Consider the following 14,110-nt stretch of genomic DNA (forward strand, 5'->3'; position numbering starts at 1 on the left):
CTTTTTTTATCTGCCACTTATCACAGAGCTCCTCACTCCAGCCGATTGCGGTAGTGCAGCGCCTAACTTCCCAACCAACCAACCAACCAACCAACCAACCAACCAACCAACCAACCAACCAACTCGCCCCAGCCAATCCGTTATCGACATCCCAACCTGTGACTCTGTATTGATGGGCCCCTGTGATAACAAGAGCACGCTCCATCACCTCCCCGCAACGAATTACCCTGACGGGCAGATGTGAGCAGTCAACGCCATCTCAAGAGCTAAAGGTGTGATAAACAGGATAAGCGGAGCCTCGCTAACGCAATGCAGCAGAACTGCGACTGGCATACGTACAGGGCCAACCGACTGGCAGAGACAGAGCAATGATAATTCGCAGAGAAAGCGGGAAAGATTGTCAGTGAAGAGAATTGTTGCGCCGATTGCTCAACCGACACATCAGCAGTTGCCACGATGCAAAGATAAAAAAATGGCAGCCATCAGGCTGCCATCGGGAGAGCACGATTCAGCGATCAGAGGGTCGCAGCGACTTCATCGGAGATGGAGCCGTTGTGGTAAACCTCTTGCACATCGTCCAGATCTTCCAGCATGTCGATCAGACGCATCAGCTTGGGTGCAGTTTCTGCATCCAGCTCAGCTTCGGTGGAGGGGATCATGGTCACTTCGGCGCTCTGGGCCTTAAAGCCGGCAGCTTCCAGACCGTCCAGCACAGTACCGAAGTCGTTCGGGGTGGTATACACCTCGATGGTGCCATCCTCTTCAGTGACCACATCATCGGCGCCCGCTTCCAGCGCAGCATCCATCAGGGCATCTTCGTCTACGCCCACGAAAGTCAGCAGACCTTTCTTGCTGAACAGATAGGCTACGGAGCCGTCGGTACCCAGGTTGCCACCGCACTTGCTGAAGGCGTGACGCACTTCGGCTACGGTACGGTTACGGTTATCAGTCAGGCACTCTACCATCACGGCAGAGCCAGCCGGGCCGTAACCTTCGTATACGATGGTCTCGAGCTGCTCGCCATCGCCACCACCGGCGCCACGCTGAATGGCACGGTTGATGGTGTCGCGGGTCATGTTGTTGGTCAGGGCGGCAGTCACCGCAGCACGCAGACGCGGGTTGTTGGCCGGATCGGCATCACCCAGACGCGCGGAGGTAGTGATTTCGCGGATCAGCTTGGTGAAGATCTTGCCACGCTTGGCGTCCTGAGCGGCCTTGCGGTGTTTGATGTTGGCCCATTTACTGTGACCTGCCATAGAGACTCTCCGTTATTTTTTAAATGTCAGTAACACTGATCATGACTAACCCAAGGGAAACACAGAGGCCGCACGGCGGCGGCCTCCGGTGCCGGTATCGGCTTACTCGTCGCCCTTGACGGTGGTTGCAATCGCCAGCTCACCCAGTTGGGCGGCATTGGCAAGGCTGGGGGCGTCTGTCATCAGACAGGCGGCCGCGGTCGTTTTCGGGAAGGCGATGACGTCCCGAATGTTTTCGGTGCCGGTCAGCAGCATGCTGAGACGGTCCAGACCGAAGGCCAGACCGGCGTGCGGCGGGGTACCGTACTTCAGGGCATCCAACAGGAAGCCGAACTTCAGGCGCTGCTCGGCCGGGGTGATACCCAGGATGTCGAACACGGTGGACTGCATCTCGCTGTTGTGGATACGGACAGAGCCGCCACCCACTTCGTAGCCGTTGATCACCATGTCGTAGGCGTTGGCGTAAGCACCCACAGGGTTGGCTTTCAGCTCGGCCGGGCCCATGTTGCTCGGCGCGGTGAACGGGTGGTGCATGGCGGCCAGACCACCTTCACCATCTTCCTCGAACATCGGGAAGTCGATGACCCACAGCGGTTTCCAGCTGTTCTCCAGCAGGCCCAGATCGCGACCCACTTTCAGACGCAGGGCGCCCATGGCATCGCAGACCACTTTCTTGGAGTCGGCGCCAAAGAAGATGATGTCGCCGTCGGCAGCGCCGGTACGAGCCAGGATCTCGCGCACGATCTCGTCAGAGAGGAACTTGGCAACCGGAGACTGCACGCCTTCGATACCATTGGCCGCTTCGTTGACCTTCATCCAGGCCAGGCCCTTGGCACCGTAGATGCCGACAAACTTGGTGTACTCATCGATCTGCTTGCGAGAGAGCTCGGCACCACCCGGGACTTTCAGGGCAGCCACACGGCCTTTCGGATCGTTGGCGGGGCCAGCGAACACGGCGAACTCGACAGCAGTCAGCAGATCAGCCACATCAACCAGCTCCATTGGCAGACGCAGGTCCGGCTTGTCGGAGCCGTAGCGACGCATGGCTTCGTCGAAGGTCATGATCGGGAAGTCGCCCAGATCCACGTTCAGGATGTGCAGCCACAGTTTGCGGATCATTTCTTCCATCACTTCACGCACCTGCGGTGCGGTCATGAAGGAGGTCTCCACGTCGATCTGGGTGAATTCCGGCTGGCGGTCGGCACGCAGGTCTTCGTCACGGAAGCACTTGACGATCTGGTAGTAGCGATCGAAGCCGGACATCATCAGCAACTGCTTGAACAGCTGGGGTGATTGCGGCAGAGCGTAGAACTTGCCCTTGTGCACGCGGCTCGGCACCAGATAGTCACGGGCACCTTCCGGGGTGGCCTTGGTCAGCATCGGGGTCTCGATATCGAGGAAGCCGTGCTCGTCCATGAAGCGGCGTACGAAGGCGCTGGCCTTGGCACGGGTCTTCAGGTACTTGGCCATCTCGGGACGACGCAGATCCAGGTAGCGATACTTGAGGCTGATCTCTTCGCTGTTGACCTGATTGAAGTCCAGCGGCAGCGGCTCGGCACGGTTGATGATGTTGAGTTCGTGGGCGAACACTTCGATGGCGCCAGTGGCCATGTCGCTGTTGCGCTGGGACTCGGGACGGGTGCGCACCACGCCGGTCACCTGGATGCAGAACTCACCGCGCAGCTCGGAGGCCAGGGCGAACGCGTCCGGTTTGTCCGGATCGAAGAACACCTGAACGATCCCTTCCCGGTCGCGCATATCGATAAAGATCAGACCGCCGAGATCACGACGACGATGAACCCAACCGCACAATGTAATGGTCTGCCCTGCATGGGCCTCATTGACCTGTCCGCAATAGATAGAGCGCATGGACTTCTTCCTTCGAAATTGTAGAGAGACGGTTAACCTTGGGCCGCCGGGCACGACTGGCAAGCACCGTCTGTCTCACAGCTGGCCAGATTCTTTTTCTTACCCGGTTTGAAATCAGTCTCGTACCATCCGGTTCCCTTGAGCCGGAAGCCTGCCGCCGATATCAGCTTGACCAGATTCGGCTTGCTACAGGCCGGACAGTCGGTCAGGGGGGCATCGGAAAGCTTTTGCAGTTTTGCCAATTCATGGCCACAGACGTCGCAACGATATTCGTAGATAGGCATGGGTCACAAGAAATTGAAAAACAAAAGGGCTGGCATTATAGAGGAAAACCCCCTTTTGGGTAAAATGGCCAGCAGCCTCCTTTCGCCAGTTTTTTGCACTCGATGGCAAAAAGCGGGCAAAAAATCGGCACGAATGCACCAAGAGCGAAGAGAATAGCCACCATGAGCCTCTATTTGGGCCTGCCACAGTGGTCCCACCCCAGCTGGCCCGGCCAGTTGCTGGGCCTTGGCGCCAAGCCTGCCGAACACCTCGCCCACTACGCGGCAGTCTTCAATTCGGTGGAGGGTAACACCACCTTCTACGCCCTGCCGACACCGGACACGGTACAGCGCTGGGCCGATGCGGTGCCCGATCACTTTCGTTTCAACTTCAAGTTTCCGCAAACCATCAGCCACCAGAGCGATCTGGTGAGCTCAGACAAACAAGTCGCCGACTTTATTCGCCTGCTCGCCCCGCTGCACGACAAGCTGGGGCTGCTCACCCTGCAGTTGCCCGCCCGTTTCGGGCCACAGGGGCTGGCCAGACTGGCGGCCTTCATCGATCGGCTGCCACGGGCGTTTCGCTACGCCCTCGAAGTGCGCCACCCTGAGTTCTTCGCCAAGGGGGAGGCCGAGCGGGCATTGAACCGGCTGCTGATGGAACAGGGTGTGAACCGGGTGATGCTCGACAGCCGGCCACTCTTCTCGGTGCCAGCAACCACGCCAGCCCTTGTCGATGCCCAAGGCAAGAAGCCACGCCTGCCGGTACATCTACTGGCCACCGCCAACGCCCCCATGGTGCGCTTTATCGGCCTGCCGGACCCGGCGGCCAATCACCCCTTCCTGCCCAGCTGGCTGCCCCACTGGCGCCAGTGGCTCGCGGAGGGGAAAGATCTCTACCTCTATATACATACTGCCGACAACGCCCAGGCACCTGAGCTGGCCCGTCAGATCACCCGCTTGCTGGAGCAGGAGATGGCCCCCTGGCCAGGGGAAAACGATCGCGCACGGCAGGGAGTGCTGCGCTTTTAGCCAACCCATTCTGCGGCCATCGTTTCGCTGCAAAAAAAGTGCTTTTTTGTGGCGTGGCAAGCCCTGGCGTCAAGACAAACGGCAATCAATCCTCTACACTACCGCCCCAAGTAAGGGTCCGGAACATGGCCCGTACGAACAGGACAGGTCCAAAGGATTTCACGACCAGCCAACCCGTTCGTAAACAGGTGATAAATCTACTCTGATGGGTGTCACCCAACGACTCAATTGAACAATACAGCCGGGTGATGTCCCGACTGTCAGGTTGCGCCAGCATGCATACCAAAGATCAAATTTTTGCCGCCCCGATCGCCCGATTGGGAGACTTCTGTTTTGACGAACAGGTCGTCGACGTTTTTCCCGATATGATCCAACGCTCAGTGCCGGGTTACAGCAACATCATCTCTGCCATCGGCATGATGGCCGCCCGCTACGCCCAACCCGAGAGCCGACTCTATGATCTCGGCTGCTCACTGGGCGCCGCGACCCAGGCGATGCGTCGCCATGTCAGCCAGCCCGGCTGCCGCATCACCGCGGTGGATCTCTCCCACCCGATGATCGAGCGCGCCCGCGCCCACCTCTCCGGTTTCAAATCCGAGGTGCCGGTGGAGCTGGTGGAAGCAGATATTTGCGACATCGAGATCGAGAACGCCTCCGTGGTGGTGCTCAACTTCACCCTGCAATTTGTCGAACCAGAGAAACGAGCCGCCCTGATCCAGCGCATTCACGATGGGCTGCGCCCGGGCGGGATCCTGATCCTGAGCGAAAAGTTCCGCTTCGAAGATGAACCGGTCAACGAGCTGCTCATCGAGCTGCATCTCGACTTCAAGCGGGCCAATGGCTACAGCGAGCTGGAGATCAGCCAGAAACGCACTGCCCTTGAGAACGTGATGCGCACCGACAGCCTGCCGGTGCATCAGGCCCGTCTGCGGGATGCCGGTTTCGTCCATCAGGATCTCTGGTTCCAGTGCTTCAACTTCGGCTCCATGATTGCCATCAAATCCAGCGACGCCCAGCCATGATCGACTTTGCCAATTTCTATCAACTGATTGCCAAAAACCGGCTGAGCCACTGGCTGCATACCCTGCCCGCCCAGCTGCACGCCTGGCAACATGACAACCAGCATGGCGACCTGCCGCGCTGGAATCGCGCCCTCAACAAGCTGCCGCAGGTGGCTCCCGGCAACATCGAGCTGAAAAGCCGGGTCGAGATTGGCTCGGCCGAGAGCCTTGGCGAAGGTGAGAGCAAGAAGGTCGAGAGCCTGCTGCGCCACTTCATGCCCTGGCGCAAGGGGCCGTTCACCGTGCACGGCATCCATATCGATACCGAGTGGCGCTCTGACTGGAAGTGGGATCGGGTGCTGCCCCATATCAGCCCGCTCGACGGCCGTTACGTGCTGGATGTGGGCTGCGGCAGCGGCTACCACCTCTGGCGCATGGTGGGTGAAGGGGCTCGGCTTGCAGTCGGCATCGATCCGAGCCCGCTGTTCCTCTGCCAGTTCGAGGCCATTCGCCACTTCGCGGGCAATGATCAGCGCGCCCACCTGTTGCCGCTCGGTATTCAGGAGCTGCCGGAGCTGCGTGCCTTTGACACCGTCTTCTCCATGGGGGTGCTCTATCACCGCAAATCCCCCATCGAGCACATCGAGCAGTTGCGCAATCAATTGAAAGATGATGGCGAGCTGGTGCTGGAGACGCTGGTGATTGACGGCGGGGTCAACGACGTGCTGATGCCCACCGATCGTTACGGCAAGATGCGCAACGTCTGGTTTATTCCCTCAAGCCGCGCCCTCAAGCTATGGGTCGAGCGCTGCGGCTTCACCGACGTGCGGATAGTAGACGAGAATATGACCAGCACCGACGAACAGCGTCGTACCGACTGGATGATTAATGAATCCCTGAGTGACTATCTGGATCCAGACAATCCGGCACTCACGGTAGAAGGACACCCGGCGCCGAAACGTGCCGTACTGATTGCCCGCAAGGCCAAAGACTAGCCGGTGGCGCTTGTGGAAGTTACACTGACCCAATTCCAGGAAGCACAGTTAAATGAATGACATGAAAAGCAAATTAAAAGGAATGACCCTGCTCTCCCTGCTTAGTCTCGGCGGGTGTGTCAATATGGAAAAAGCGCCTCAGGTTCCTGCTCTGACGCTGGCCGAGCTTCGTAGCGAGCTGAGCCAGAGCGAGCAGCGCCTGCAAACATCCATGGAACAGCAACAGAAGCAGTATGTGCAGCAACAGCACCTGCTGGTTCAGCTCAACACAGATGTCACCAATATGAAAGAGTCCGTCAAGCAAGTAGACCACAAGCTCGCCACCCTCCCCTCCGAGCCGCCCAAGCCGATGGCCATCCCCACCGAGAAGTGCCCGGCCCCCAATCAGGGTCACACCATCGATGGCAAGCTGATGGTCGGTGAAGCCGAGTGGATCTGGGTTGATGCGGCCAACGACGCCTTCCAGGCGCGGGTCGATACCGGTGCGACCACCTCCTCCATCAGTGCGCAGGAGATCACCATTTTCGAGCGCAACGGCAAAAACTGGGTGCGCTTCTTCCTGAGCCATCAGGAAGTGGACGACAAGATCCAGATCGAAGCGCCGCTGGTACGCCATGTACGGGTGCGTCAGGCCTCTGCCGACGATCTGGACCGCCGTCCGGTAGTGCGTCTGGCCGTGCGCATTGGCGACATGACCGAGAAAGCCGAATTTACCCTGAAAGACCGTAGCGACATGACCTTCCCTGTGCTGCTGGGTCGCGAATTTTTGAAAGACATCGCCGTGGTTGATGTGGCCCGCGAATATATCCAACCCAAACCCAAGCTCAAGGATGTGAAATAATCCATGGTTTCCCGTAAGCCGTTCTATTTGCTGGTAGCCCTGCTGTACATTGTCGGCCTGGGGATGACGATCTATCACCATATCGCGTTGGATGTGCCGCTGACGCCCGGTGAAAAGCGCCAGATCTGGTCCATCGAAGCCAAGCTGGAGTTCGAGGCGACCGGTGAGCCGGTGATCGCCTCTCTGGCCATTCCGGGCACCCAGCCCGGTTTCACCCTGATGAACGAGAACGCCGCCAGCCCGGGCTACGGCCTCTCCTTTGTCGAGAAAGATGGCGATGCCCGCGCCGAGTGGTCCATCCGCACCGCCTCTGGCCGTCAGGAGCTCTATTACCGCGTCGACATGATGGCGGATGCCCACGCCAAACCGGCCGCCAATCCGCAGCCGCCTGCCATCGAGAAGCAGATCGAGAGTGAGCCTTATGCCACCGCGATGAAGCAGATCCTCGAGCGGGCACAGGAGCGCTCTGCCGACGGCTACACCCTGACTCGCGAGATCATCAAGGAGATCGAGAAACAGGAGCAGAACGCCGAGCTGCTGAAAAAGCACAAGAGCCGCGCCAACCTGATCGCCGAGCTGCTCAACAATGCTGACGTCCCCACCCGCGTGGTGCATGCCCTGAATCTGGAAGATGGCCGCCGTCGTCAGGAGCTGGTGGATTACCTGCAGGTATTCAACAGCCCGACCGACTACAAGCTGTTCAACCCGCAAACCGGTGAACAGGGCCGTCCGGCCAACCTGCTGCTGTGGGAATACAACTCCGGCGCCCTGCTGGACGTGACCGGTGGTCACAACTCCCGTGTCAGCTTCTCGATGATCGAGCAGGAGCAGCCGGTCAGCGTGGCACTGGCGCAGAAGTTCGAAAAATCAGAGATGATGAACTTCTCCATCCACAGCCTGCCGCTGGAAGAGCAGACCCTGTTCAAGGGCTTGCTGCTGATCCCGATCGGCGTGCTGATGGTGGTGTTCCTGCGGGTGCTGGTGGGGATCAAGACCTCAGGTACCTTTATGCCGGTGCTGATCGCGGTCGCCTTTATCCAGACCTCGCTGGTCACCGGCCTCATCGGCTTCCTGCTGATCGTCGGCACCGGTCTCATCATCCGCTCCTACCTGTCTCGGCTTAACCTGCTGCTGGTCGCCCGAATATCGGCCATCATCATCATGGTTATCTCGATGATCGGTATCTTCTCCGCGTTCGCCTTCAAGCTGGGGCTGACCGACGGCATGAAGATCACCTTCTTCCCGATGATCATCCTCTCCTGGACCATCGAACGGATGTCCATCCTGTGGGAAGAAGAGGGCCCGAAAGAGGTGTTCCGCCAGGGCGGCGGCTCTCTGCTGGTTGCCGTCATCGCCTATCTGGCCATGGATAACGAGCTAATTCGTCACCTCACCTTCAACTTCCTCGGCCTGCAGCTGGTGCTGATGGCGACCGTGCTGTTGATGGGTAACTACACCGGCTACAAGCTGAGCGAACTGAAGCGCTTCAAGCCGCTGGTGGACGAGATGAAATCTGGCGTCACCCCGGGTAAGGACAAGTAACCGATGTGGTTCTGGGAAAAATACACCACCCCGTGGAGCCTGTCCCAATCAGGCATCCTCGGCATGAACAAGCGCAACCACTCCTACATCAGCCGCTACAATCCGCGCAGCCTCTATCCGCTGGTGGATGACAAGCTGCAGACCAAGCAAATTGCGCTGGATGCAGGCGTTACCGTGCCTGAGCTGATCGGTACCATCCGTGCCCAGCACGATGTGGGTCGCATCACCGAGCTGGTAAAAGATTGGCCGGGCTTCTGCATCAAGCCGGCCCGTGGCTCGGGCGGTAAGGGGATCCTGGTGATCCTGCGTCAGGAAGATGGCCTCTTCTATAAACCCAACGGCAGCGCCTCCAACGGTCAGGATCTGGAGCGCCATGTATCCAACATTCTGGCGGGGCTCTATTCGCTTGGCGGCAAGCCAGACGTGGCACTGGTGGAAGGCCTCATCAACTTTGATGATGTGTTCGACGGCTACTCTTTTGAAGGGGTACCCGATGCTCGGGTCATCATCTTCAAGGGGTTCCCGGTGATGGCGATGATGCGCCTCTCCACCGCCGCCTCCGACGGCAAGGCGAACCTGCACCAGGGCGCCGTGGGGGTGGGTCTGTGCCTGCGTACCGGTCGTGCCCTGCGGGCGGTGCAGTTTGGCAATCCGCTGCGCCACCATCCGGATACCGGCCTCGACCTCTATGAGCTCAAGGTCCCACACTGGGATACCCTGCTCACCCTGGCGGCCTCCTGCTACGAGATGTCGGGTCTGGGCTATATCGGTACTGACATGGTGCTGGACAAGTTCCGCGGCCCCATGCTGCTGGAGCTCAACGCCCGTCCCGGCCTTGCCATCCAGATCGCCAACGGTCGCGGCCTGGTGCCCAATCTCAAGACCATCGAGAAGCTGGGGCAGGTGAGGATGAACGTGGAGCAGCGGGTCAATTTCGCCAAGGATCACTTCGGGATCTTTGAGGAATAACTCCTTCGCTTGTGAACTAAGCGCGCCTATGGCGCGCTTTTTTTATGGCGATTGTCTGTCGGCATATCCCCCATCCAACCATAGGGTCAGCACCTCATTTCGAAACGACGAGTACGCCAGCGAACGGCTGCTTGGAATAGCGATGGAGTGAGAAGAGTGTGACCGCAATGTCAGGGGATGGATAAATCTCAGGTATAAAAAAACCGGCGCCAAGACGCCGGTTCTTCAAGGAGAGTGCAGCCCGATTACAGGGAGTCAGCATTCTCGGACAGGTACTTGGCAACGCCGTCCGGAGAGGCTTGCATACCTTTTTTGCCTTTTTCCCACTGAGCCGGGCACACTTCGCCGTGCTCTTCGTGGAATTGCAGGGCATCGACCATGCGCAGCATCTCGTCGATGTTGCGGCCCAGCGGCAGATCGTTGACAACCTGGTGACGAACGACACCGTTCTTGTCGATCAGGAAGGAGCCACGGAACGCCACGCCGGCTTCCGGATGCTCAACGTCATAGGCTTTGCAGATTTCGTGTTTCACGTCGGCGATCAGCGGGTACTTGACCTGACCGATACCGCCATCTTCCACTTTGGTGTTACGCCATGCGTTGTGGGAGAACTGGGAATCGATGGAAACACCGATCACTTCCACGCCACGCTTCTGGAACTCTTCATAACGGTGATCGAAGGCAATCAGCTCGGACGGGCAGACGAAGGTGAAATCGAGCGGGTAGAAGAAGACAACGGCAGCTTTGCCTTTGATGTGGGATGACAGGTTGAATGAATCAACGATCTCGCCATTACCCAGAACAGCTGCTGCGGTAAAATCGGGTGCGGGACGGCCTACCAATACCATATTCAATTCCTCTTTATGTGAAGTGAACAATCCGGTGAGGATTGGGCTACCTAGAGCCAAGTCCATCTAATTCAAGCGACAAACTATAGACCCGGTGGTAGATTAGTTAAATCAAATTAAATAGATAGCATTAATCGGGTTTTTCTATGCAACGTTGGCCCAGCCTCAAACAGCTGCAATATCTGGTCGCTCTCGATGAGCACAAGAACTTCAACCGCGCCGCCAAGGCCTGTCATGTCAGCCAGTCTACCCTGAGTACCGGGATCCAGACGCTGGAGGACATGATGAACCTGCAACTGGTGGAGCGGGACCACAAGAGCTTCATTATGACCCCGGTCGGCATGGAAATCGTAGAGCGCGCTCGCAACTTGCTCTCCGATGCACGGGATCTGATGGAGCTCGGGCAACATCAGGGCGGCGTGATGCAGGGGACGGTACGTCTTGGCTGCATTCCCACCATCGCCCCCTTCCTGCTCAGCAAGCTGCTGAAAGAGTGCAGCAAAACCTATCCTGACCTCGAATTGTTGCTGCGTGAAGACACCACCAGCAATCTGCTCAAGCAGCTGGAACAGGGTCAGCTCGACTTGCTGATCCTCGCCCTGCCCATCGAGATCGGTGGATTTCACTGCAAGACCGTCGGCCAGGATCCGTTCCACATGGTGATGCCAGCCAGCATGGCGGCCGGCCTGCATACCCCGTTCGACTACAAGGAGCTGCCCAACCAGAGCATCTTCCTGCTGGAGCGGGAGCACTGCCTCACCGAGCACGCAGTGAGCGCCTGCCGCCTGCGGGACAAGAGCAAGATCAACCCGTTTGCTGCAACCAGCCTGCACACCCTGGTGCAGATGGTGGAAGCGGGTCTTGGCACCACCTTCCTGCCACAGATGGCCATCGATGCCGGCATTCTTGCCAACTCCGATCTGGTGGCCATCCCGCTGCCGGGAGAGACCTCCTATCGCGAGATTGGGCTGGTCTGGCGCCCTAGCACCACCCGGGTACAGACCTTCTACAAACTGGCCGAGCTGCTTAAACCGCTGATCAGCCACAACGAGTGACAACAAACGCCAGCCCTCGGGTTGGCGTTTTTCAGTTCCCCGCCACATTTTTCCTCTCGGAGACTAGGTCTGGAGCCAGATCCCTGTTTATGATGGAAAAGTTGTCGCGCCCCCTACTGCCAGAACGATTTGGCAGGATATGGCGCTCGATAAATGTCTCGTTTGGTAGACCCGTCCGTGGAGAGAGCCCGATGTATCGCAAGCTGCTGCTATCCCTGCTGACTCTGCTGCTGGCCGCCTGTTCCAGCACGCCGGAGCCGCCTCCGGCCCCCCGGCAGAGCAGTGCCTTTGATGGCTTCTACCAACAGTGGCGCGGTGTTCCCTACCGCATGGGCGGCGCCAGCCGCGCCGGGCTAGACTGCTCCGCCTTTACCCAGCTCGCCTACAGTCAGGTGCTGGGCTTCAACCTGCCAAGAACCACCGAATCTCAGGCCAGCATTGGCAAACCGGTGGATCGCTACCGGCTGCAACACGGGGATCTGGTCTTCTTCAAAACCGGCTGGCAACAGTACCATGTGGGGGTCTACACAGGTGCCGGCGAGTTTATTCACGCCTCCACCAGCAAGGGAGTGATCCGCTCACGCCTCGACAACGTCTACTGGAACAGTCGCTACTGGCAGGCACGTCGGGTGACCCAGTAACCGCTCAAATGCCTGCTTGCGGCACAAGTTGCGTGCCGATACTCTCCGTCAATCCCTGTCGCTATGTCGGGACTCACAACCCGCGCTTATAACTCAATTGGCCCCAAAGCCTGCATATCACACCATTTTGTGATAAGGTGGTGGCCAATTTTTAACACTTTCGCCTTTTTCTCATACGCTCTTTGTCCTGATTGACAACAAGCGAGGCAATAACAAGCAGCGCGCGGCGAAAGTGGAGTGTGGCGCAACACTGCCGGACGGGTGGCCCACAGCTGCAGTATCAAGGGTTAAATAGATAAGGAGATCGTGCAATGAAACAGTATCAAAGCTGGCTGGGGCAATACCTGATGAGTCGCCGTGACGGTGACCACGCCATGGCATGCGAGATGGCGAGTTCCATCTGCGAGTTCTGGCAGCAGCAGGGTGATGAAAACGAACTGGACAAGTGGCAGCAGATTTACCAGAACCATCTGGAAAAGACCACCTGATCCCGACCGTTGCCTTGCTGCCAGCCACCCGGTGTTGGCAGCAAGGCCACTCGCGACCAACCACCATCAGCCAACCCCTCTCCCCCAATTTTCCCGCTACGTTAAACCGCTACCTTCGTTCACTCGCGCTTTACCATCTTCATTTTGCTCTTGCGCACCGGCCTCTGTTCATTCCATCTCGGCAGCCATTTCCTGCGCCCAGTCGATAAAGGCCTGGATCTTGGGACACGCCCGATTGGGCAGGGTCGCCATGTAATAACGCTGCTCGCACTTGACCTCCAAGCCGAGGAAAGGAGCCACCAGCTCGTTGCGTGCCAGTCGCTTGCTCACCAGATTCTTGCGCCCCATGGCGATCCCGGCGTGATTCATGGCGGCGATGATGGCGAGATCCGAGCGATCAAAACCCATGCTCAGCTGGCATGCCTCGAGGATGACCCCGGCATGGCGAGCCCAGCAGCTCCATTCGTCGGTATCCGAGTCAAATCCCCATGCCTGCCGATCATGGAGCAGACGGCACAAGGACAAGTTGGCGGGATTGCCGACAAGCCCGTGCTGCTCGGCATATTCCGGGCTGCAGACCGGCAGCATGTACTCATCCATCAGCGGGTGGATGGCAAGCCGCTCCGGGCTCTTCTCATCGAAATAGAGGGTCAAATCGATGCCATAACCATGCAGGTTGATGTTCTCGTTACCGGTGATGATATTGAGCTCGATCTGCGGATGCAGGCGGGAGAAATCCGCCAGCCTGGGCACCAGCCAGCACTGGGCGATGGAGGGACGCGAATAGATGGTCAGGGTACCGGAGAGCTCCTGATTCTTGATCTCCAGGATCTCCTGATTGATGAACTCCAGCGAAGATTTGAGCGCCCAGAACACCCGCTGCCCATCCGCCGTCAGTACCACCTTGCGGTGAAAACGCTCAAAGAGCTTGAACCCCAGCTCCTCTTCCAGCGCGCTGATCCGGTGGCTCACGGCACTGGGACTCAGCGACAATTCATCAGCTGCCATGGCAAAAGATCCGTGGCGGGCGGCCGCCTCGAAGGTGTGCAGCTTGGCCAGCTGGTAGCCACTCAGCAGCTTGTTGCGCGATATGTAATTATCCCCGTTATACATTCATCCCCCTCTTCGCAAGAGCCGCCGATGATACACCCACAGGCCACCTTCAGGATGAATTCAAAAGACTCAAAGAGTGTGATTTCGATAAATTGTGACCAATGCAGCGCCTTTGCATCACCTCAGTTCATCCAAGTGGTCGATTTCATCATTTGTCAGCCCCGCCTCATTTTCATTCAATAAGCGCATAAACAATC

The 14,110-nt window shown here is 58.3% G+C and carries 15 protein-coding genes; 10 read left to right on the top strand and 5 right to left on the bottom strand.

The window, feature by feature from the left end:
* Positions 1–19: 19 nt before the first annotated feature.
* On the top strand, positions 20–244 hold the full coding sequence (locus tag AB5Z09_RS12885) for a PT domain-containing protein (RefSeq protein WP_368195456.1): 225 nt from the start codon (positions 20–22) through the stop codon (positions 242–244).
* 271 nt (positions 245–515) lie between these two features.
* Here the strand turns inward: AB5Z09_RS12885 and AB5Z09_RS12890 are convergent, their stop codons facing one another.
* The 3 genes from AB5Z09_RS12890 to AB5Z09_RS12900 all read right to left on the bottom strand — a co-directional run bounded on the left by AB5Z09_RS12890 (position 516) and on the right by AB5Z09_RS12900 (position 3,409).
* Positions 516–1,256 (bottom strand): YebC/PmpR family DNA-binding transcriptional regulator, encoded by a 741-nt coding sequence (locus tag AB5Z09_RS12890; RefSeq protein ID WP_005337681.1) that lies wholly within the window; start codon positions 1,254–1,256, stop codon positions 516–518.
* A 102-nt stretch (positions 1,257–1,358) separates the two neighbouring features.
* Positions 1,359–3,125 carry an aspartate--tRNA ligase gene (aspS, locus tag AB5Z09_RS12895; protein WP_335818841.1) on the bottom strand — a complete coding sequence of 589 codons (1,767 nt, stop codon included), beginning with the start codon at positions 3,123–3,125 and terminating at the stop codon, positions 1,359–1,361.
* A 32-nt stretch (positions 3,126–3,157) separates the two neighbouring features.
* Positions 3,158–3,409, bottom strand: coding sequence for an FmdB family zinc ribbon protein (locus AB5Z09_RS12900; protein WP_005337686.1), 252 nt, complete (start codon positions 3,407–3,409; stop codon positions 3,158–3,160).
* 162 nt (positions 3,410–3,571) lie between these two features.
* On the opposite strand from AB5Z09_RS12900, the gene AB5Z09_RS12905 reads away from it, so the two are divergent.
* The 6 genes from AB5Z09_RS12905 (at position 3,572) to AB5Z09_RS12930 (ending at position 9,768) form a co-directional block, all read left to right on the top strand.
* Positions 3,572–4,420, top strand: a complete 849-nt coding sequence (locus tag AB5Z09_RS12905; protein WP_244774083.1) for a DUF72 domain-containing protein — start codon at positions 3,572–3,574, stop codon at positions 4,418–4,420.
* Between the two features lie 275 nt (positions 4,421–4,695).
* Positions 4,696–5,442 carry a carboxy-S-adenosyl-L-methionine synthase CmoA gene (cmoA, locus tag AB5Z09_RS12910; RefSeq protein WP_368195444.1) on the top strand — a complete coding sequence of 249 codons (747 nt, stop codon included), beginning with the start codon at positions 4,696–4,698 and terminating at the stop codon, positions 5,440–5,442.
* Complete coding sequence (gene cmoB, locus AB5Z09_RS12915) at positions 5,439–6,416, top strand: tRNA 5-methoxyuridine(34)/uridine 5-oxyacetic acid(34) synthase CmoB (protein ID WP_368195445.1); 978 nt, start codon at positions 5,439–5,441, stop codon at positions 6,414–6,416. The genes cmoA and cmoB overlap by 4 nt, the downstream gene beginning before the upstream one ends.
* 52 nt (positions 6,417–6,468) lie before the next feature.
* Positions 6,469–7,257, top strand: a complete 789-nt coding sequence (locus AB5Z09_RS12920; protein ID WP_005337698.1) for an ATP-dependent zinc protease — start codon at positions 6,469–6,471, stop codon at positions 7,255–7,257.
* A 3-nt stretch (positions 7,258–7,260) separates the two neighbouring features.
* Positions 7,261–8,799, top strand: coding sequence for an inactive transglutaminase family protein (locus AB5Z09_RS12925; protein WP_005337699.1), 1,539 nt, complete (start codon positions 7,261–7,263; stop codon positions 8,797–8,799).
* A gap of 3 nt (positions 8,800–8,802) precedes the next feature.
* Positions 8,803–9,768, top strand: a complete 966-nt coding sequence (locus AB5Z09_RS12930) for an alpha-L-glutamate ligase-like protein (protein ID WP_368195446.1) — start codon at positions 8,803–8,805, stop codon at positions 9,766–9,768.
* A gap of 245 nt (positions 9,769–10,013) precedes the next feature.
* On the opposite strand, the gene AB5Z09_RS12935 is transcribed toward AB5Z09_RS12930, so the two are convergent.
* The gene (locus AB5Z09_RS12935) at positions 10,014–10,616 is read right to left on the bottom strand and encodes a peroxiredoxin C (RefSeq protein ID WP_005337701.1); all 603 of its coding nucleotides are present in this window, start codon (positions 10,614–10,616) and stop codon (positions 10,014–10,016) included.
* A 146-nt stretch (positions 10,617–10,762) separates the two neighbouring features.
* Here AB5Z09_RS12935 and AB5Z09_RS12940 point away from each other — a divergent pair, with 146 nt between their 5' ends.
* From AB5Z09_RS12940 to AB5Z09_RS12950, 3 genes are all read left to right on the top strand, one after another.
* Positions 10,763–11,671 (top strand): hydrogen peroxide-inducible genes activator, encoded by a 909-nt coding sequence (locus tag AB5Z09_RS12940; RefSeq protein WP_005337702.1) that lies wholly within the window; start codon positions 10,763–10,765, stop codon positions 11,669–11,671.
* A 191-nt stretch (positions 11,672–11,862) separates the two neighbouring features.
* Positions 11,863–12,312, top strand: a complete 450-nt coding sequence (locus tag AB5Z09_RS12945) for a C40 family peptidase (RefSeq protein ID WP_005337703.1) — start codon at positions 11,863–11,865, stop codon at positions 12,310–12,312.
* Positions 12,313–12,623: 311 nt separating this feature from the next.
* Entirely contained in the window at positions 12,624–12,800 is a 177-nt protein-coding gene (locus AB5Z09_RS12950; RefSeq protein ID WP_005337704.1) for a hypothetical protein, read from the top strand.
* 168 nt (positions 12,801–12,968) lie between these two features.
* Here the strand turns inward: AB5Z09_RS12950 and dsdC are convergent, their stop codons facing one another.
* On the bottom strand, positions 12,969–13,913 hold the full coding sequence (gene dsdC / locus AB5Z09_RS12955) for a DNA-binding transcriptional regulator DsdC (protein ID WP_368195447.1): 945 nt from the start codon (positions 13,911–13,913) through the stop codon (positions 12,969–12,971).
* Positions 13,914–14,110 lie beyond the last annotated feature (197 nt).

Origin of the sequence: Aeromonas sp. R2-2, assembly GCF_040908355.1 — a bacterium.
GTDB lineage: Bacteria > Pseudomonadota > Gammaproteobacteria > Enterobacterales > Aeromonadaceae > Aeromonas > Aeromonas veronii.

Bases quoted from the DNA above. Each gene is read 5' to 3' on its own strand.
- AB5Z09_RS12890 (WP_005337681.1), bottom strand. From the start codon at position 1,256: ATGGCAGGTCACAGTAAATGGGCCAACATCAAACACCGCAAGGCCGCT.
- aspS (WP_335818841.1), bottom strand. From the start codon at position 3,125: ATGCGCTCTATCTATTGCGGACAGGTCAATGAGGCCCATGCAGGGCAG.
- AB5Z09_RS12900 (WP_005337686.1), bottom strand. From the start codon at position 3,409: ATGCCTATCTACGAATATCGTTGCGACGTCTGTGGCCATGAATTGGCA.
- AB5Z09_RS12905 (WP_244774083.1), top strand. From the start codon at position 3,572: ATGAGCCTCTATTTGGGCCTGCCACAGTGGTCCCACCCCAGCTGGCCC.
- cmoA (WP_368195444.1), top strand. From the start codon at position 4,696: ATGCATACCAAAGATCAAATTTTTGCCGCCCCGATCGCCCGATTGGGA.
- cmoB (WP_368195445.1), top strand. From the start codon at position 5,439: ATGATCGACTTTGCCAATTTCTATCAACTGATTGCCAAAAACCGGCTG.
- AB5Z09_RS12920 (WP_005337698.1), top strand. From the start codon at position 6,469: ATGAATGACATGAAAAGCAAATTAAAAGGAATGACCCTGCTCTCCCTG.
- AB5Z09_RS12925 (WP_005337699.1), top strand. From the start codon at position 7,261: ATGGTTTCCCGTAAGCCGTTCTATTTGCTGGTAGCCCTGCTGTACATT.
- AB5Z09_RS12930 (WP_368195446.1), top strand. From the start codon at position 8,803: ATGTGGTTCTGGGAAAAATACACCACCCCGTGGAGCCTGTCCCAATCA.
- AB5Z09_RS12935 (WP_005337701.1), bottom strand. From the start codon at position 10,616: ATGGTATTGGTAGGCCGTCCCGCACCCGATTTTACCGCAGCAGCTGTT.
- AB5Z09_RS12940 (WP_005337702.1), top strand. From the start codon at position 10,763: ATGCAACGTTGGCCCAGCCTCAAACAGCTGCAATATCTGGTCGCTCTC.
- AB5Z09_RS12945 (WP_005337703.1), top strand. From the start codon at position 11,863: ATGTATCGCAAGCTGCTGCTATCCCTGCTGACTCTGCTGCTGGCCGCC.
- AB5Z09_RS12950 (WP_005337704.1), top strand. From the start codon at position 12,624: ATGAAACAGTATCAAAGCTGGCTGGGGCAATACCTGATGAGTCGCCGT.
- dsdC (WP_368195447.1), bottom strand. From the start codon at position 13,913: ATGTATAACGGGGATAATTACATATCGCGCAACAAGCTGCTGAGTGGC.